Below are 18,184 nucleotides of genomic sequence, written 5' to 3'. Positions count from 1 at the left end.
AGCACCTTTTTTGTTGCGGTTAATTTGTTGAAAAAAGAAATAAGTGCTAGCTGTAAAAGTGTTGTTTTGAAGTTTAGTATTGCTAGCACTCTCTTTTTTATTTGTTATAAATTGGCTACTAGCCAATCGCCAACCTCGCTAGTTTTATATGTTTTAGTTCCTTTTGCAGCCAAATCTTCTGTTACGATTCCTTCTTCAAGTGATTTGTTTACTACGGCACGAATTGCTTCTGCTTCTTTGGTTAAACCAAAAGCATCTTCAAACATCATTGCTGCAGATAGGATGGTAGCTAAAGGATTAGCAATGTTTAAACCTGTAGCTTGCGGGTACGATCCGTGTATTGGCTCGTACAACGAAGTGTGTTCGCCCACTGATGCGGATGGCATTAACCCCATAGATCCCGAAATTACAGACGCCTCATCGGTTAAAATGTCTCCAAATAAATTTTCGGTAATCAATACATCATACGAGTTGGGCCACTGTACCAATCGCATAGCAACGGCATCTACAAATTCATACGAAACTTCAACTTCTGGATAGTCTTTCTCCATGTCTTGAACGGTCTCTCTCCACAGGCGTGAAGTTTCTAAAACATTGGCTTTGTCAACACAGCATAGTTTTTTTGATCGAGTCATTGCCAGCTCAAACCCTTTTTTAGCCAAACGTTTTACTTCGGCTCTTGTATAAACACAATTGTCATAAGCAGTTTCTCCGTCATCTTTTCGACCTTTTTCTCCAAAGTAAATACCGCCGGTTAATTCTCTTAAAAAAACCAAGTCGGTTCCTTCAATACGTTCTCTTTTTAATGGCGAATTGTCAATGAGCGAAGCAAAAGTAAAGGTAGGTCGTACATTAGCGAACAATCCTAATTTTTTACGCATCAACAATAAACCTTGCTCTGGACGTACTTTGGCTGTGGGATCGTTGTCGTATTTAGGATGTCCAATTGCGCCAAACAAAACGGCATCAGCTGCCATACATATTTCATGAGTTTCGTCAGGGTAAGGCACACCTACAGCGTCAATAGCGCAGGCGCCTGTGAGAGCGGGTGTCCAAGTGATCTCGTGATTGAATTTTTTAGCAATCGCGTCGGATACTTTTACGGCTTCGTTTATTACTTCGGGACCAATTCCGTCTCCGGCTAAAAGGGCTATATTTAATTTCATTTTTTAAGCATTTATTGTTTTAAGGTTCAAAGTTGCAAAGTTGCAAAGTTGCAAAGGTTCATAGGTTCAAAGGTTCAGAGTCACAACAATAAAGAAAAAATTTTGATCCTTTGCTTCACTGATCCTTTGCATCTTTATTCAGATATTACATTCAGCATTTTCTGAGTAGCAATGATTGCGGCTACGGTTTGATCAGAATCCAATCCTCTTGTTTTAAATTCTTTTCCGTTATTTACCCAAGTGATAATTGTTTCGCAAAGAGCATCAGAGCTACTTCCGGGTGGAATACGCACTGCGTAATCAATTAAGGTAGGCAAAGTCCAGTTTTTGCTTTTGTAAATTTTTGCCAAAGCATTCATAAAAGCATCAAATTGCCCGTCGCCTTGCGCATGTTCTTCAATGATTTCGCCATTTATTTTTAATGATAGGGTAGTGGAAGGGCGTAACCCTTTGGCGTGTGATAAAATATACGAGTCGACTACTATACGTTCTTGGTACGAATGACTGTCAAGAACGTCAGAAATGATATAGGGTAAGTCTTCCTTCGTGACCGTTTCTTTTTTGTCGCCTAATTCAATGATACGTTGCGTGACTAGTTTTAAATCTTCTGGATTCAACTGTAGGCCAAGTTCTTGCAAGTTTTTTTCAATATTGGCTTTGCCGGAAGTTTTTCCTAAGGCATATTTGCGTTGGCGCCCAAAGCGTTCTGGTAGTAAATCGTTAAAGTATAAATTGTTTTTATTGTCACCATCTGCATGAATTCCGGCCGTTTGGGTAAATACATTATCGCCAACAATTGGTTTATTGGCAGGAATACGGTAGCCGGTAAAAGTTTCGACCAGCTTGCTAACAGAATACAATGAAGATTCCTTTACTCCGATTTCAATTTCGGGTAAAAAATCGTTGATGACCGCAACCGTGCTTTCTAAAGGCGCATTGCCAGCACGCTCTCCCATTCCGTTTACGGTAACATGTAAGCCGTGAATACCCGCTTTGACGGCTTCGAGTACGTTGGCTACACTTAAATCATAGTCGTTATGAGCATGAAAATCAAAATGAGTATTGGGATATTTTTGTATGATTTGTGCAATAAAAGTCGCGGTTTCAGATGGAATTAAAACACCCAATGTATCTGGTAACAAAATGCGTTTTACGTTTTGTTGCGTTAAAAAATCTAAAAATTCAAATACATATTCTGGAGAATTTCGCATGCCGTTTGACCAATCTTCGAGATATACATTGGTTTCGATGCCTTCTTTATAGGCTAAATTAATGGTTTGTGCAATTTCTTCAAAATGCTGTTCAGGTGTTTTTTTTAATTGGTGAACCAAATGATTTAATGAACCTTTGGTTAATAAATTTTGGACCTTTGCACCAGTTTTTAACATCCAATCAATAGAAAGTCCGCCATCAACAAAGGTCAACACTTCGATGCGGTGGGTATAGTTTTTTTCATTGGCCCAAGCCATAATTCCTTTTACTCCTTGAAATTCGCCTTCGCTTACACGTGCAGAAGCAATTTCGATGCGATCGATATGAAGTTCTTCTAGTAAAAGTTGTGCTATTGTAAGTTTTTCTGCGGCCGAAAACGACACTCCCGATGTTTGTTCTCCATCGCGAAGTGTGGTGTCCATGATTTCAATTTTCCTTTTTTTCATTTTTTAGATTCTACTCAACTGTCTGGATTTTGATTGCTCCAAAAACGTTTCATTATTGTAATGGGCGACTATATTTTTGTATAATCATCTAGCCGTTAAAGATTGGTTTATTTAGTAAGGCAGTGCGCTAGCAAAACCTACAATTTCTTGTTTGATATTTTGGAGGTAATCAATGTCATCAAAACCGTTTAGCATGTTGTTCTTTTTATATCCGTTGATGTCAAAGGATTCTTTTTCGCCGGTAGCAACTAAAGTGATGGTTTGTTCAGGAAGATTGATTTCTAAGGTTGTTTTAGGATCGGCTTCGATTGCTTTGAAAATTTTATCTGAAAATTCAGGGCTTACCTGTACCGGCAATACACCTATGTTTAAGCAATTTCCTTTAAAAATATCTGCAAAAAAAGAGGAAACTACAGCGCGAAACCCGTAGTCATAGACAGCCCAAGCGGCGTGCTCGCGAGAAGATCCCGAACCAAAGTTTTTACCACCAACTAATATTTTGCCACTAAAAACGGGATTGTTTAGCACAAAATCGGTTTTAGGTGAATCGTCGTTGTTGTAACGCCAATCTCTAAAAAGGTTATCGCCAAAGCCCACTCGCTCTGTTGCTTTTAAGAAACGTGCGGGAATTATTTGGTCTGTATCAACGTTCTCTATCGGTAGCGGTACCGCACTGCTCGTTAGTATATTGAATTTATCGTATGCCATTGTGATTTATGATTTATGATTTTAGATTTCAGACTTTCCTTTTGAAAAATTAACTTTTAAAAAACTAAAACCTTTTTATTTTTAATTCTCTTTAAATATTGCCATTGAAATTGACATTCAACTAGAACAAATTTCTTGGGTCTGTCAAAACGCCGGTAACGGCTGCCGCTGCTGCCATAATCGGACTAGCAAGTAGCGTTCTTGAACCTGGTCCTTGGCGGCCTTCAAAATTTCTATTGGATGTACTTACTGCATATTTGCCTGCGGGAACTTTATCATCATTCATCGCCAAACAAGCTGAGCAACCCGGTTGACGAAGGACAAATCCAGCTTCGGTTAAAACATCTAAAATCCCTTCTTCTTTAATTTGAGCTTCAACTACATGGGAGCCTGGAACCAGCCAAGCAGTAACTTTGTCTGCTTTTTTACGTCCTTTTACAATTTCGGCGAAAGCCCTAAAATCTTCAATGCGGCCATTGGTACAACTGCCCAAGAAAACAAAGTCAATTGGTTTGCCAATCATCACATCTGCTTCGTCAAAGCCCATGTATGCAAGCGATTTTTTGTAGGTTTCTGCACCGCCTTCTACTTGATTAGCAGTAGGAATTTTTGATGAAATACTAATACCCATTCCAGGATTAGTTCCATAAGTAATCATAGGTTCAATGTGGGAAGCATCGATATTGATCTCAGCATCAAAAACCGCATCGGCATCTGTTTTTAGAGTTTTCCAGTAAGCCACGGCTTTCTCCCAAGCTTCTCCTTTAGGAGCAAAACGTTTACCTTCTAAAAAATCAAATGTCTTTTGGTCGGGCGCAATCATTCCGCCGCGAGCTCCCATTTCGATACTTAAATTACAAACTGTCATTCGGCCTTCCATAGACATTTCTTCAAATACATTTCCAGCATATTCTACAAAATAGCCCGTTCCACCCGAAGTAGTTAGTTGCGAAATAATGTATAATGCCACATCTTTCGGGCCTACGCCTTTGCCAAGAGTGCCGTTGACATTGATGCGCATTTTTTTAGGTTTGGGTTGCATGATGCATTGGGTTGCCAAAACCATTTCAACCTCCGAAGTTCCGATTCCAAAAGCAATGGCTCCAAATGCACCATGAGTTGAGGTATGCGAGTCGCCACAAACAATAGTTGCTCCCGGCAAGGTGATTCCGTTTTCAGGTCCAACTACGTGCACAATTCCGTTTTGTGCGTGTCCTAAACCCCAATGCGAAATTCCGTATTCGGCAGCGTTATCCGCTAAGGCTTTTAATTGATTGGCAGAAAGAGCATCTTGCACAGGTAAGTGCTGATTAATTGTTGGAGTATTATGATCAGCGGTTGCAAAGGTACGTTCAGGATATAAAACAGGAATGTTTCTTGATTTTAAACCCAAAAAAGCAACTGGGCTCGTTACTTCGTGAATGAAATGACGGTCAATAAAAAACACATCTGGTCCATCTTCAATTTTGCGTATTACATGGGCGTCCCATACTTTGTCAAATAATGTCTTACTCATTTTAAAATTTTTATTTTGCAGCAACATTGTGCTAGGATGATCATTAAAAGGGCAAAACTAAGTAGCTACTGGCGATTCTGAATTTACTTAATTTGATTTTATACGATGCCCAAATTAAAAACGATGGAACTGCAGTTGTTGTTTTGGCTTTTTGGCTTTTCGGATGTTTGAATTGTTGTTAAGAGAATTACTGTTTTTATATTTTAGGTGATGTTTTTTGATTTTTATCAAATTGATATTTTTAAGGCTTTATCTGGTGATTTTGTTATCAAATCGATGATTTATGATGATGAACTTGTTATTTTCTATAGCTTAGTGAAAGTTGATTTAGTATTTGAATTTTTAATTCTACTATAAATTTGATTGCGAAATATGCTTGTTTTAGATGTTTCTTCGAGTTGCTTTACCATGAAATACTACGACGTTCAAAGTTGAATTTTTAGGTTTTTTTCTATTTAAATTCACTCTTCATTGCAATAGTAAGAAGTTGTTTTTTTGATAATTTGATTTAATTATTTTTGTAGAAAAGGAATCTGTATTTGATTTTAAATTGGGCAAAAATCATCTGGTATTGTTGATAACTTCCCAATGTTGCTACGCGAAAATCATCTAAATTTGAAGTTCCACAATTGTTATGTTTGGTGCTTTTTAGATGTCAGTAAACCAATGTTTTGCGGTATTTTTAAATTGCGTTTTTACATTTTTAATCTTTGTTACTTTAGCTTATGTACTTAATATTCGATACCGAAACTACAGGATTACCGAAACGCTGGGATGCACCTATTACTGATTCGGACAACTGGCCTCGTTGCATTCAAATTGCGTGGCAGTTGCATGATGATATGGGAAAATTGATCGAACATCAAGATTATTTGGTTCAGCCCGATGGTTTTAATATTCCGTATGATGCCGAGCGTATTCACGGGATATCGACCGAATTGGCGCAGCAAAACGGAATCCCACTAGCTGAGGTACTCGAAAAATTCAATGCAGCCTTGGGTAAAACCAAATTTATTGTGGGTCAAAACTTAGGTTTTGATGTCAATATTATGGGGGCAGAGTTCCATCGATTAGGAGTGGAGTCTACTATGGCAAGTCTTCCGGTTTTAGATACTTGTACAGAGGTGACTGCAAGTTTACTCAAACTGCCAGGAGGACGTGGTGGTAAATTCAAATTGCCAACTTTGACAGAGTTGCACAGTTATTTATTCAACGTGCCTTTTTCTGAAGCGCACAACGCAACTGCCGATGTGGAGGCAACTACGCGTTGCTTTCTTGAGTTAGTTCGAAAGGAAATTTTCACCAAAGAAGAATTAGATGTTCCGGCGTCTTACTTTAAAGATTTTCAAGCAAAAAATCCAATAGAAATTCAGCTTATTGGACTCAAGCATATCAATCTGAAGCAAGCTTCGGACGTAATTCGTCAACAATTTGGCGATAAGCAAGGAGCGGGAATATCGAAAGGTGAACTTTTAGAAAATAAAAAAGTACTTGCTGAGGCTAAGTTTGCACATTTGCACAATCATACACAGTTTTCGGTGCTACAATCCACAATTGGGATTGGACCGTTGGTTGCTGCAACCGCCAAAAATGGTTTTCCGGCAGTTGCCATGACAGATACCGCGAACATGATGGGAGCGTTTCATTTTGTGAGCGCTGTAATGAATCACAACAAATCGGCTTCCGCCAAAAATAAGTCGTTGGTAGAGAGTGGCGAGGAGCCAACCGAAACCGAAATGAAGCCTATTGTGGGTTGCGAGTTTAATATTTGCGACAATCATTTAGATAAAACAAAAAAAGACAATGGCTATCAAGTGGTGCTATTGGCCAAAAATAAAAAGGGGTATCATAATTTAGCCAAGATGGCGTCTATAGCCAACATCAACGGATTTTATTATGTACCTCGTATTGACCGCAGTATTGTGGAAAAGTACAAGGAAGACATCATGGTTTTATCTGGAAATTTATATGGTGAAATTCCGGGTAAAATTTTAAATGTTGGTGAAAACCAAGCCGAGGAAGCCTTGTTATGGTGGAAAGCGCAGTTTGGTGACGATTTTTATCTTGAAATTATGCGCCACAATCAAGAGGATGAAAACAGGGTCAATAAAACCTTGATAGAATTTGCGCAAAAACACCAAGTAAAACTCATTGCTACCAACAATACCTATTATTTAAACAAGCAAGATGCCAATGCGCATGATATTTTGTTGTGTGTAAAGGATGGCGAAAAGCAAGCTACACCAATTGGTCGTGGTCGCGGGTATCGTTATGGTTTGCCAAATCAAGAGTACTATTATAAGTCTGGTGACGAGATGAAGCAACTTTTTGCTGATTTGCCAGATGCTATTATCAACATCCAAGAAATTGTTGATAAGGTCGAAATTTACTCACTCTATCGAGACGTATTATTGCCTAAATATGATATTCCGCAAGAATTTGTTGATCCATTAGACGAAGAGGATAATGGCGTACGAGGTGAAAATGCCTATTTGCGTTATCTCACAATGGAGGGAGCGAAAAAACGTTATAGCGAAATTACGCCTGCCATTCAAGAGCGATTGGATTTTGAGTTGCTCACGATATCCAATTCAGGTTATCCAGGTTACTTTTTGATTGTGCAGGATTTTATTGCCAAGGCCCGTGAAATGGACGTTTCGGTTGGTCCAGGTCGTGGTTCGGCAGCAGGGTCAGCGGTAGCTTATTGTTTGAAAATTACCAATATCGACCCCATTAAGTACGATTTGCTTTTTGAGCGTTTCTTAAATCCTGACCGTGTATCCATGCCCGATATTGATATCGACTTTGATGACGAAGGTCGTGGCCGAGTTATGGACTATGTAATTAAAAAATACGGCTCCAATCAGGTAGCTCAAATTATCACTTATGGTAAAATGGCAACCAAATCAGCCATTCGTGATACCGCACGTGTGCTTGATTTACCACTGTTTGAAGCAGATAGAATAGCCAAGTTGATTCCGGGTATGATGCCTTCAAAATGGAATTTGGCTCGATTTATTTCAGAGAAGGAAGAGGATGTTAAAAAAGCCTTGCGCTCTGATGAATTTGATAATGTAAAGGAGTTAATCGCGATTGCCAATTCCGATGAATTAGCAGGTGAGACAATTCAGCAAGCTAAGATTCTTGAGGGTTCGATGCGAAATACCGGTATTCATGCTTGTGGCGTGATCATTACCCCATCAGACATTACCAATTTTGTGCCCGTAACAACCGCTAAAGATTCTGATTTGTACGTAACCCAGTTTGATAACTCGGTTGCAGAAAGTGCAGGTTTATTGAAGATGGACTTCTTGGGTTTGAAGACCCTTACACTTATAAAAGATACGGTGAAGCTGGTGAAATACCGCAATAACATCGATCTTAATCCAGATGAGTTTCCTATTGATGATGTCAAGACCTACGAGTTGTTCCAGCGCGGAGAAACAGTGGGAATTTTTCAATACGAATCGCCTGGAATGCAAAAATACATGAAGGATTTGAAGCCAACTGTATTTGGAGATTTGATTGCCATGAACGCCTTGTATCGTCCTGGACCGTTAGAGTATATTCCTTCTTTCGTTCGTCGTAAAAACGGTGAGGAAGAAATTAAATACGATTTGGATGCTTGCGAAGAATACCTTGGAGAAACTTACGGAATTACCGTTTACCAAGAGCAGGTGATGCTTTTGTCACAGTCATTAGCTGATTTTACAAAAGGTGAGGCTGACGTACTTCGTAAAGCTATGGGTAAGAAACAAAAGGACGTTTTGGATAAAATGAAACCGAAATTTGTTGAGCAAGCTGCTGCAAAAGGACATGATGCTAAAATTTTAGAAAAAATCTGGAAAGACTGGGAGGCGTTTGCGAGTTATGCCTTTAACAAGTCGCACTCTACTTGTTACGCTTGGATTGCCTACCAGACCGCTTATTTAAAAGCACATTATCCTGCCGAATATATGGCGGCGGTGCTTTCAAACAACATGAGCGATATCAAACAAGTGTCGTTTTTTATGGAAGAATGTAAGCGTATGGGCTTGCGTGTACTAGGTCCGGATGTTAACGAATCTTTCTATAAATTCACCGTTAATGATGACTATGCTGTACGTTTTGGTATGGGCGCTATTAAAGGTGTGGGTTCTGGAGCCGTGGCTACCATTGTCGAAAACAGAAAAGATGGCAAATACAAGTCGATTTTTGATTTGACCAAACGTATTGATTTGCGCGCTGCTAATAAAAAAGCGCTAGAAAATTTAGCATTAGCTGGCGGATTTGATTCTTTTGAAGGGACAAGCCGTGCGCAGTATTTTCACGATGATGGCGACGGAATCACATTTTATGAAAAAGCCATTCGTTACGGAGCCAAGTTTCAAGAGAACGAAAACAGCTCACAAGTGAGTTTGTTTGGTGATACCAGCGAAGTGCAAATTGCTGAACCTGTGGTGCCGCCTTGCGAGGATTGGAGTACGATGGAAAAATTGTCTCGCGAAAAGGAAGTAGTTGGAATTTATATTTCAGGACACCCGCTAGACGATTTTAGGTATGAAATGAAATATTTCTGCAACGCCAAGTTAGAGGCCTTGCGCAGTATGGAACAATATGTGGGTAAAAATTTAACTTTTGCTGGTATTGTAACTAATTTCCAAAGGCGCACGGCTAAAAACGGTAAAGACTGGGCCATTTTTACTTTAGAAGGTTTCGACGAAAGTTTCGAATTTAAGATTTTTGGCGAGGAGTATCTCAAGTTTTACCATTTCTTATACAACAACCAATTTGTGTTTTTGAAAATCTTAATTAAAGAAGGTTGGGTGAATCAAGATACAGGTAAAAAGAGTGAGCCTCGAATGCAATTTGTTGAGGTAAAACAACTGCAAGATGTGCTGGCTACATTTGCTAAAAAACTAATATTATATCTGAATATTAAAGACATACAAACAGAAGTGATTCATAATTTGAGTCGTCTTTTTCTAGAAAATAAAGGCGACAATACGGTGAGCTTTGAAGTAATGGAAATAGAAAAAACCAAACGTTTAGTTGCCGTAGCGCCAATTACTATCGAGGCGGATGATGAGTCGTTTGTTGACGAACAAGAAGATAGTGACGACTCTGGTCCAGATGGATTAGCCTCAACTGCTGCTGCAAAAATGGAAGAGATTGAAGAGGTTAAGGTGGTGACTAAACTGAGCATGCCAAGTAGGAAATTAAAAATCAAGATTTCTCATGAGTTGTTAGTTGAATTAGAAAAAATGCAGATAAATTTCAAACTGAATTAGTCAATCGTTGTTCGAATTGGCATTGTTGTTCCTAGTAATTTGTTGGTTTATACAATTCAAAATTATTGAAAAAAAATCTCATTTTTAGTTATATGCTAATACCTTGATTGTTAGATATTATGTAATTCGGATATCGTTTTGAGGTATTTTTATGTATTATTTTTATCTTTTATGGCGTATTTTTGCTTTTACGTTAATAAGAGATATTATGAAAAAGAAGTTATTTTTAGTTGGTTTTATGTTGAGTTCGATGCTAATTATCGGGCAATCAAAACAAAATGGGAGTTGGTATTTAAAAGCAGGCGGTTCGTATTTTATGCAAACTGCGGCAACAGAATTTCCTACTGTGGGTGGTAATGCAGCCTTAAATAAAACCTACGTAGGGGGTAAATTAGTAGCAGAAGAAAGCATAACTGGGTCTTTTGGTGAGGGTTTTAGATCAGGTGTCACATTAGGGCGTCGCTTTAATGCTCGTGTTGGTTTTGAACTTGGTTTGAATTATTATTCAAGTACTGATAAAACCATGGCTCAAACTACTACCGATCAAATTTTTATGTCTGGAGGTAGGCCGATATTCAATTTTAAATCGGTGGGACAAATTTCCGCATTTGATTTGGCGCCAGCTTTGGTGTTGTTTCTAGGAGAATCGAAAGGTTTTGAACCCTATTCAAAAGTGGGATTGTTACTTCCTATTCATGGAGATTTAGAGATTACGACTAATGCCATTGCTCCAACAGGCGTTGCAAGTCCAGCCACCGTGGCGGTGAAAAGTGTTGATCGTATTAAGCCAAATCCTACGGTAGGTTTTATGGCTAGTTTAGGAACTACTTACGCTTTGGGAAATAAACTTGCTGTTTTTGCGGAGTTAGAATACCGCAATTTTACAGTTCATGGTAAATCAAAGGAGACGATTGTGTACGAAAGAAATGGTCAAAACGCTCTATCAACAAGAACGAACGCTCAAATTAACACCAATTATGTAGATCGTTTGGATGTAAATTCAAACAATGCGGCAACAAACCCTAATGGTTTAGATTCAAGTAAGCCAATGGATGAATTAAGCTCTTATGTAGGTATTAGCGGTTTAGGTTTGACTTTAGGTTTGAAATACAGTTTGTAGTTCAAGCATAATTATAATGCCAAGGGATGTCATTGTTTGGCATCCCTTTTTTTGCAGTAGAAGTGCTGCTGAAACAGACACACCTATCCCAAATGGCAGCGGCATCTCCGGATTGAGAAAAACAAGGCTTTTTTGCCGTAGTTTTTATTTATCAGGAATACAGCTTAAGCTGGACATCGAAGATTCAGCAGAGCTAAATAGTTTCAAAAAATCAAGCTAAAAAGAAATACTTTTGGCATATAGGCGTTGATAATGGATTAATAGGGAAAACTAATTTGCGAATAGTGGTTGATTTGTTTTTAATTTCTAAATTTGTAATCTAGTTTGAATGATAAAATTTCAAATGATAACTTAAAATATATATTATGGCATTAGCAATAACAGATGCTACTTTTGAAGAGGTAGTTTTGAAGTCAGATAAACCAGTAATGGTTGATTTTTGGGCAGCATGGTGCGGACCTTGTAGAATGGTCGGTCCAATCATTGACGAGCTTAGTAATGAATATGAAGGAAAAGTAGTAGTAGGAAAAGTAGATGTTGATGCAAATCAGGAATTTGCTGCAAAATACGGTGTAAGAAACATTCCAACTGTTCTTGTTTTTCATAACGGAGAAGTAGTAGGAAAGCAAGTAGGAGTAGCTCCTAAGCAAACTTACGCTGATAGTTTAGACGCATTGTTGTAATCTATAGATTATAATTAAAATAGAGCCAATTGTGGTTCATTGAAAAGGTTTGACGCAAGTCAAGCCTTTTTTTGTTTGAGCTGAATTGATTTTAGTCATTTGATTAAGTTTTGCTTCGGTACTTTTTTAATTTTTAAATCTTTCAATCTTTTAATATATTTGGTAGATGAAGATGGAATCACAAATAGAACAAATAGCTCGTTTTCAGCATCTGGAATTGTTAGCAAATCAAGTCGTAGAAGGTTTTATATCCGGAATGCACAAGAGTCCGTTTCACGGCTTTTCGGCTGAATTTGCAGAGCATAAAGTGTATAATGCTGGCGAGAGTACCAAACATATCGATTGGAAGTTGTACGCCAAAACCGATCGTTTGTACACCAAAAGGTATGAAGAGGAAACCAATTTGCGATGCCATATTGTTATTGATAATTCGTCGTCAATGCATTATCCTAATTTGCGTAGCGATCAAAATTTTTACGAGAATAAGATTGGTTTTTCAGTCTTGGCATCGGCCGTTTTGATGAATTTGCTTAAAAAGCAGCGAGATGCAGTGGGATTGAGTGTATTCTCGGATACGTACGAGTATTATGCGCCTGAAAAAGGAAGCGATCGCCATCACAGAATGATTTTGAGTAATCTCGAAGGTTTATTGACAAAGCCAATGACTCAAAAGAAAACCGATACAGTGACCTACTTGCATCAGATAGCCGAAAAGATGCACCGCCGTTCGATGATTGTATTGTTTACTGATATGTTTCAGTCAGGACCTAATTCGGTAGATGAGGAGGCCTTATTTAATGCGTTGCAACATTTAAAACACAACAAGCACAAAGTGGTCGTTTTTCATGTGGTAGATGCTAAAACGGAGTTGAATTTTGATTTTGATAACGGACCACGACAATTTATTGATGTAGAAACAGGCGAAGAAGTAGTGCTTTTTGCAGATAATGTAAAAGAAGAATACGAAAAACAAATGCAATTGTACTTTAATAAGATAGCATTGACCTGCTCGCAGAACAGAATTAAGTATGTTCCGGTGCGTGTTGATGAAAATTTTGAAAAAATAATGACTACTTATTTGGTTGAAAAACAAAACTTTGGCTAAAAGTGTGTATTTTTTTTGATTTTTTTTACCAAAAACGCTTGTATAAACGGAAATCTGTTGTATCTTTGCCACCGCAATAACGCAGAGGTTTGGTAGTTCAGTTGGTTAGAATACATGCCTGTCACGCATGGGGTCGCGGGTTCGAGTCCCGTCCAGACCGCAATATTGGGAAAAGCCTTTCGTAACAGAAAGGCTTTTTTGCCCCTTTAAGGTTTTTAACGTTAGTTGTGTTGTTTGCTACGAATTTGTAACTCGTAGCGGGTTTAGTAGTTAGACCAATGAAAAGCTTTTCGCCTCGGCGAATAGCTTTTTTGATTAAAATGAGGGTACTCTTGATATAAACTTCTGCATACAGTTCTATTTGTAGAACAAGAAGTTACAGCTTACAATACTGGTTTGGTAGTTCAGTTGGTTAGAATACATGCCTGTCACGCATGGGGTCGCGGGTTCGAGTCCCGTCCAGACCGCCAGTACAAAAAGTCTTTCGAAAGAAAGACTTTTTTTGTTTTACAGCATTTTGTACTTTATATAATTTTAAAAAAGTGCCACTCTGTTTTCCCATACCAACCACAGGTACATACTTAAGCACATACAGCCAAAAACAAACTGAATGAAACTAGATGCCAAAAAACCTACCAATGATCCCACTGCCGCTTTTACGGCTCTTTGTTGGTTTTTGGAGTCGTAAAGTAATTCACCTACCAACGCACCTATAAATGGTCCAATTATAAACCCGAACGGTATTGGTGCTAGTAAGCCAACAACCAACCCAATATTAGTGCCCCAAATACCGTAACTGCTACCGCCAAATTTTTTTGTGCCTTGTGCTGGAATCACATAATCTAAAACTGAAAGCGCTATTGTAATTAGTAAAGTGATGCCTACAACCCAGTAGTTCATGGGAACAGTACCGGTGAGATGGAGCAATAAAAGTCCTAACCAACTTAGTATTGGACCAGGTAAAACAGGTAAAAAACTTCCAGCAATGCCCAAAAGAATGCTTAGTAGTCCCAAAAGTAAAAGCAACACATCCATAATAAATTTTTTAGTAAATTTGATTTTCAATAAAAGCAACTTCCTTTGGTTATGAAACGAATTCAAACACTTGCGTCTTTTTCTATTTTATTTCTTTTTTTACTGTGCGGTTTAGGTGCACATGCTCAAAATAATACAGTATCCGCTGGAGATCAGTTGCTCAAAGAATCTATTTATAGCAAGAACAGAGTAAAAGTATTAAATTTTTCGTTGAAACAATTTGATGCGCTTTTCTTTGAATTCTCTGATAAAAAATCAGACCCAAAACTCATTTTAACCAAAGAAGAGTTTTATAACTACACCATGCAAATTGCGGTTTTCTCGGAACGTTTGGCTACTTTATACCCAGATCAAAAAGAAGTTGCCGCTCAGAACAAACAAAAATGGTTTAACGAAAACTACGAAGATTATTTGCTTTCAAAAGCCTCTCCAAAAAAATAATTGTATTTTTATGGCGTATTCGTATAATTCAAAAACAAAACCTTGAAGCAGTATTTTCTCTTTTTTGCCTTTCTTCTCCTCAATTCTTGTCAATATGTTGATAAGCAGGTCCCTTCGGAAAAGGAATTATTGCAAAAAGAACTCAAAGCAATCAACTGGAAAGAAGTTGACGAATATCCGTCGGTTATTGATTGTGAGCAAATCAATGACAAAAAACAACGCCAAAAATGTTTTTTTGAAGTTTTAACGCAACTTATTCAAGAAAAGTTAAGCATTGATACGCTTTCAATTCTTTATCCGGAACTCGATACCATCGAGGTAAAGGTTACCGTTTTTCCTAATAGCACGATGCAATTTGAACCACAGTTTCCAAAAGACTCTGTGGCGTATGACAAAATTAAAATCGATAGTATTTTAAAAGTACGTTTGGTGAATTTCCCCAAGATAAATCCAGCTATCAAACGCGGAATCCCTGTAAAAACCCAATTTATTCTTCCTGTGATTTTAAAAGTAGAGTAGTTTTAAGGAGCTATTTAGCTTTGCTAAAACGTCGATGTCCAGCTATATGCTATATTCCCGATCAAAAAAACTAGGGCCGAAAGAGTCTTATTTTTCAAAATCGGGAGATGCCGCTACCCTCTGCGCTAGGGCAATAGCAATTCCTAGAACTTTCTGCCTTTCCATTGGTATTTCCCAAACATAGAATACAAAGCTACAAACGTGCTAAAAAGAGGATAAAGCAAACTACTAGCTAGCAAGTAACGAATTTTGGTTTTGGTCAAAAAATTGTTAGTTCGGTAAATCAAAATGGTATCAACAATAAATTTTGCTACGCATACAATCAATAAATGTACTATTGACAGGCTGCTAAATACAGTTAGAAACAAAACGGAAATAAAATTTAAATTTCCTAGAAAAACAATTACGGCAAGTGCTTTTCCAAAACTACTTTGGTACGAACTCGTTTTACTGGCCCATCGTACTCTTTGATAAAACAAAGCTTTCCAACTAATCACAGCTTGCGTTTTAACAATGTTATTTGATGATTTAAGGTAGTGTACTTTCTCTAGATGGCGTGCAATGGCTTTTTGAAGCAGAAAAACATCATCGCCACTAGCAATTAAATTATTCCCTTCAAAGCCATTGAGTTCTTCAAAAATAGCTTTGGTGTAGGCCAAATTAGCACCATTACACATAAATCCTTTTCCCAGACCAAAACTTCCTATTGTAGCGCCTTGTAAGCTTGTTAAATCCAACTGTTGAAAGTGATGTAAAAACGAATTGTTAACAGTATAGGTTACTGCCCCGGCAACCATGCTTACATTGTGATTTTGTATATATTGGTCTAAAGTTGTAAGCCATTTTGTGGGTACGGTACAATCAGCATCAGTGGTGATTACCCAATTTGTAGATACCCTTTTCATGGCAGCAGTAATAGCATCTTTTTTGGGGGAATTCGAAGCTCTATGATTCTGAAGTACTGTTGCTTTAAAAGGCAAATCGTGCAATTCAAATCCATCCGTTGAGTTATCATCAATCAAAAGGACTTCAAATAAATGTGGTGGATATTCTAATTTTGCAAAACTATCCAACAATATCGGAAGGTTATGTGCTTCATTCCTAAACGGGACAATAATGGTAAATGATGTTTTGGTTAATCCTGAAAAATGCTTGGTAGTTTTAATTTTGGTAAAACCATAAATCAGTGCCATGATGGCTAATGAATAAATCAGCAGAATCAAATAGAGTAATAGTGCTGTGATCATCTGGGTTTAATTTAGATGGTTTTCGTTTGTTGGTACGGGAGCAACAATTTTAAAATTCAACACAAAATAACTACCAATCACAACAGGAATAACGACATTAAGGAACCACATCAATGTTGAAATAAAGATAACAATCAATTCATTTACACCCAAAAGGCTAAAGAAATATACCGCAACACTGCCTTTTACGGCAAAGTCTAAAAACTGAAAAGTAGGCAATGAAGAAGCTAAAAAGTACACACTCGTAACAGCAGCCATCAGGATTCCGTAAGGCAAATCGACATCAAAGGCGAGAAACAAAAAGTAATATTGGTGAGAGAAAACTAAGTATCGACACAAACCAAGGAAAATATTTTTTTGATGAATGGCTTTTGGAATTTCATTGATTTTTTGGAGTAATTTATCAAGAGAGTAGCCTTTTATCTTTATTCTTTTTACCAAAAACAAAACGATTCCGAGTAAGAGTAAAACACCTAAAGCTAGCAACATAGTTTGATTACTGACAATGTGGTATTGCATGTTAAAATACAAAAAACCTACAATCCCGAAAAGCACGGTCAATAGCATCTGGATTCCGTTGCAAATCAAGTTTAAAAACACTACTTTTTTTGCTTCCGTTTTAGGAAAAAACAACGCTTTTCCGGCATATTCGCCAACGCCGTTTGGTGTAAAAAGTCCTGCGGTAAGTGCGCCAAGGACTTGCTTTGTAGCGTCGCCAAGTGAAATGGGATGGATACATCGTACTAAGTTTTGCCATTTCAGTATTTCGAAAAACCGATTCAAAACACTCAACAATAAAATAAATGCAATTCCGCCAACAGATTGGTTTTTTTGAAACAAAATAAGGAACTTTTGCCAGTCTAGTTTATCATTATGGGCTAGTTGATTGTAAATAAAATAAAACGCACCACCAACAATGAATAGTTTGATAAGAAGTACAAGGAATTGCTTAGTTTTGTGTGGTATTGAAATCATTTTGCAAAGTAAAGGAAAACTATTGTGAAAAAGCTATTTCACAGAGATTCACAAAGAATTCGCGAAGATTTACAAAAATAGTAGAAGCAAGGTAGGCTTAGTGAACCTTTGTGGTTCCTTAGAGCATCTTCGTGTAATAACAAAAAAGTATAAATTAAGAAGATTTGTCAAACGAACGCATCATATTAGGAATTGACCCTGGAACCACGATTATGGGTTTTGGGTTGATCAAAATTGTCAATAAAAAAATGCATTTTTTGCAATTAAACGAATTGCAATTGTCTAAATACGACAATCATTATCAAAAACTGAAAATCATTTTCGAACGAACGATTGAGTTAATCGATACGCATAATCCCGACGAAATTGCAATTGAAGCGCCTTTTTTTGGCAAAAACGTTCAGTCGATGCTGAAGTTGGGTCGTGCCCAAGGTGTGGCGATGGCTGCAGGACTTTCCAGAGATATCCCGATTACCGAATACGAACCCAAAAAAATAAAAATGGCGATTACCGGAAACGGGAATGCCTCAAAAGAGCAGGTTGCTAAAATGTTACAGCAACTTTTAGGATTGAAAGAATTGCCCAAAAATCTCGATTCTACAGATGGTTTGGCGGCCGCGGTGTGCCATTTTTTTAATTCGGGTAAAACCGTTGGCGAAAAAAGTTATACCGGTTGGGACGCTTTTGTGAAACAAAATGAAGAACGAGTTAAGAAATAGTTTTCAGTCGCAGCAACTGTAA

Annotated in this window: 14 protein-coding genes and 2 tRNA genes; 9 read left to right on the top strand and 7 right to left on the bottom strand. The window is 37.8% G+C overall.

Annotation, left to right across the window (positions count from 1 at the left end; translation table 11 throughout):
• Nucleotides 1-104 precede the first annotated feature (104 nt).
• The 4 genes from leuB to leuC all read right to left on the bottom strand — a co-directional run bounded on the left by leuB (nucleotide 105) and on the right by leuC (nucleotide 5,048).
• The gene (gene leuB, locus L1S34_RS11000; RefSeq protein WP_236364062.1) at nucleotides 105-1,166 is read right to left on the bottom strand and encodes a 3-isopropylmalate dehydrogenase; all 1,062 of its coding nucleotides are present in this window, start codon (nucleotides 1,164-1,166) and stop codon (nucleotides 105-107) included.
• 134 nt (nucleotides 1,167-1,300) lie between these two features.
• Nucleotides 1,301-2,824: an alpha-isopropylmalate synthase regulatory domain-containing protein gene (locus L1S34_RS10995; protein ID WP_236364061.1), complete on the bottom strand. Its 1,524-nt coding sequence runs from the start codon at nucleotides 2,822-2,824 to the stop codon at nucleotides 1,301-1,303.
• Between the two features lie 111 nt (nucleotides 2,825-2,935).
• The gene (gene leuD / locus L1S34_RS10990; RefSeq protein WP_236364060.1) at nucleotides 2,936-3,532 is read right to left on the bottom strand and encodes a 3-isopropylmalate dehydratase small subunit; all 597 of its coding nucleotides are present in this window, start codon (nucleotides 3,530-3,532) and stop codon (nucleotides 2,936-2,938) included.
• A gap of 121 nt (nucleotides 3,533-3,653) precedes the next feature.
• On the bottom strand, nucleotides 3,654-5,048 hold the full coding sequence (gene leuC, locus L1S34_RS10985) for a 3-isopropylmalate dehydratase large subunit (protein WP_236364059.1): 1,395 nt from the start codon (nucleotides 5,046-5,048) through the stop codon (nucleotides 3,654-3,656).
• A gap of 725 nt (nucleotides 5,049-5,773) precedes the next feature.
• Between leuC and dnaE the strand changes: the two genes are divergently transcribed.
• The 6 genes from dnaE to L1S34_RS10955 all read left to right on the top strand — a co-directional run bounded on the left by dnaE (nucleotide 5,774) and on the right by L1S34_RS10955 (nucleotide 13,696).
• Nucleotides 5,774-10,318, top strand: coding sequence for a DNA polymerase III subunit alpha (dnaE, locus tag L1S34_RS10980; protein ID WP_236364058.1), 4,545 nt, complete (start codon nucleotides 5,774-5,776; stop codon nucleotides 10,316-10,318).
• 208 nt (nucleotides 10,319-10,526) lie between these two features.
• Nucleotides 10,527-11,438, top strand: coding sequence for an outer membrane beta-barrel protein (locus L1S34_RS10975; protein WP_236364057.1), 912 nt, complete (start codon nucleotides 10,527-10,529; stop codon nucleotides 11,436-11,438).
• A 365-nt stretch (nucleotides 11,439-11,803) separates the two neighbouring features.
• A complete protein-coding gene (trxA, locus tag L1S34_RS10970; protein ID WP_024980008.1) occupies nucleotides 11,804-12,121 on the top strand; it encodes a thioredoxin in 318 nt (105 codons plus the stop codon).
• A 166-nt stretch (nucleotides 12,122-12,287) separates the two neighbouring features.
• A complete protein-coding gene (locus tag L1S34_RS10965) occupies nucleotides 12,288-13,226 on the top strand; it encodes a DUF58 domain-containing protein (protein WP_236364056.1) in 939 nt (312 codons plus the stop codon).
• Nucleotides 13,227-13,312: 86 nt separating this feature from the next.
• Nucleotides 13,313-13,386 (top strand) — tRNA-Asp (locus L1S34_RS10960).
• Nucleotides 13,387-13,619: 233 nt separating this feature from the next.
• Nucleotides 13,620-13,696 (top strand) — tRNA-Asp (locus L1S34_RS10955).
• A gap of 64 nt (nucleotides 13,697-13,760) precedes the next feature.
• Here L1S34_RS10955 and L1S34_RS10950 read toward each other — a convergent pair.
• Complete coding sequence (locus L1S34_RS10950; RefSeq protein WP_236364055.1) at nucleotides 13,761-14,261, bottom strand: DUF456 domain-containing protein; 501 nt, start codon at nucleotides 14,259-14,261, stop codon at nucleotides 13,761-13,763.
• 51 nt (nucleotides 14,262-14,312) lie between these two features.
• Here L1S34_RS10950 and L1S34_RS10945 point away from each other — a divergent pair, with 51 nt between their 5' ends.
• Together L1S34_RS10945 and L1S34_RS10940 are read left to right on the top strand one after the other, a co-directional pair.
• Nucleotides 14,313-14,702 carry a hypothetical protein gene (locus tag L1S34_RS10945; protein WP_236364054.1) on the top strand — a complete coding sequence of 130 codons (390 nt, stop codon included), beginning with the start codon at nucleotides 14,313-14,315 and terminating at the stop codon, nucleotides 14,700-14,702.
• Nucleotides 14,703-14,744: 42 nt separating this feature from the next.
• Nucleotides 14,745-15,221, top strand: a complete 477-nt coding sequence (locus L1S34_RS10940) for a hypothetical protein (RefSeq protein ID WP_236364053.1) — start codon at nucleotides 14,745-14,747, stop codon at nucleotides 15,219-15,221.
• 143 nt (nucleotides 15,222-15,364) lie between these two features.
• On the opposite strand, the gene L1S34_RS10935 is transcribed toward L1S34_RS10940, so the two are convergent.
• Together L1S34_RS10935 and L1S34_RS10930 are read right to left on the bottom strand one after the other, a co-directional pair.
• The gene (locus L1S34_RS10935) at nucleotides 15,365-16,468 is read right to left on the bottom strand and encodes a glycosyltransferase family 2 protein (protein WP_236364052.1); all 1,104 of its coding nucleotides are present in this window, start codon (nucleotides 16,466-16,468) and stop codon (nucleotides 15,365-15,367) included.
• 6 nt (nucleotides 16,469-16,474) lie between these two features.
• Complete coding sequence (locus L1S34_RS10930) at nucleotides 16,475-17,443, bottom strand: lysylphosphatidylglycerol synthase domain-containing protein (RefSeq protein ID WP_236364051.1); 969 nt, start codon at nucleotides 17,441-17,443, stop codon at nucleotides 16,475-16,477.
• A gap of 164 nt (nucleotides 17,444-17,607) precedes the next feature.
• Here L1S34_RS10930 and ruvC point away from each other — a divergent pair, with 164 nt between their 5' ends.
• A complete protein-coding gene (ruvC, locus tag L1S34_RS10925) occupies nucleotides 17,608-18,162 on the top strand; it encodes a crossover junction endodeoxyribonuclease RuvC (protein ID WP_236364050.1) in 555 nt (184 codons plus the stop codon).
• Nucleotides 18,163-18,184 lie beyond the last annotated feature (22 nt).

Source organism: Flavobacterium sp. K77 (assembly GCF_021608205.1).
Classification (GTDB): Bacteria; Bacteroidota; Bacteroidia; order Flavobacteriales; family Flavobacteriaceae; genus Flavobacterium; species Flavobacterium turcicum.
Note: the sequence above shows the minus strand (reverse complement) of the source record. Positions and strands in the feature narration are given on the sequence as shown.

Excerpts from the sequence above, each read along its gene's own strand:
- leuB (WP_236364062.1), bottom strand. The coding sequence starts at position 1,166 with ATGAAATTAAATATAGCCCTTTTAGCCGGAGACGGAATTGGTCCCGAA.
- L1S34_RS10945 (WP_236364054.1), top strand. The coding sequence starts at position 14,313 with ATGAAACGAATTCAAACACTTGCGTCTTTTTCTATTTTATTTCTTTTT.
- trxA (WP_024980008.1), top strand. The coding sequence starts at position 11,804 with ATGGCATTAGCAATAACAGATGCTACTTTTGAAGAGGTAGTTTTGAAG.
- L1S34_RS10950 (WP_236364055.1), bottom strand. The coding sequence starts at position 14,261 with ATGGATGTGTTGCTTTTACTTTTGGGACTACTAAGCATTCTTTTGGGC.
- leuD (WP_236364060.1), bottom strand. The coding sequence starts at position 3,532 with ATGGCATACGATAAATTCAATATACTAACGAGCAGTGCGGTACCGCTA.
- L1S34_RS10935 (WP_236364052.1), bottom strand. The coding sequence starts at position 16,468 with ATGATCACAGCACTATTACTCTATTTGATTCTGCTGATTTATTCATTA.
- dnaE (WP_236364058.1), top strand. The coding sequence starts at position 5,774 with ATGTACTTAATATTCGATACCGAAACTACAGGATTACCGAAACGCTGG.
- leuC (WP_236364059.1), bottom strand. The coding sequence starts at position 5,048 with ATGAGTAAGACATTATTTGACAAAGTATGGGACGCCCATGTAATACGC.
- L1S34_RS10995 (WP_236364061.1), bottom strand. The coding sequence starts at position 2,824 with ATGAAAAAAAGGAAAATTGAAATCATGGACACCACACTTCGCGATGGA.
- L1S34_RS10930 (WP_236364051.1), bottom strand. The coding sequence starts at position 17,443 with ATGATTTCAATACCACACAAAACTAAGCAATTCCTTGTACTTCTTATC.
- L1S34_RS10965 (WP_236364056.1), top strand. The coding sequence starts at position 12,288 with ATGAAGATGGAATCACAAATAGAACAAATAGCTCGTTTTCAGCATCTG.
- L1S34_RS10975 (WP_236364057.1), top strand. The coding sequence starts at position 10,527 with ATGAAAAAGAAGTTATTTTTAGTTGGTTTTATGTTGAGTTCGATGCTA.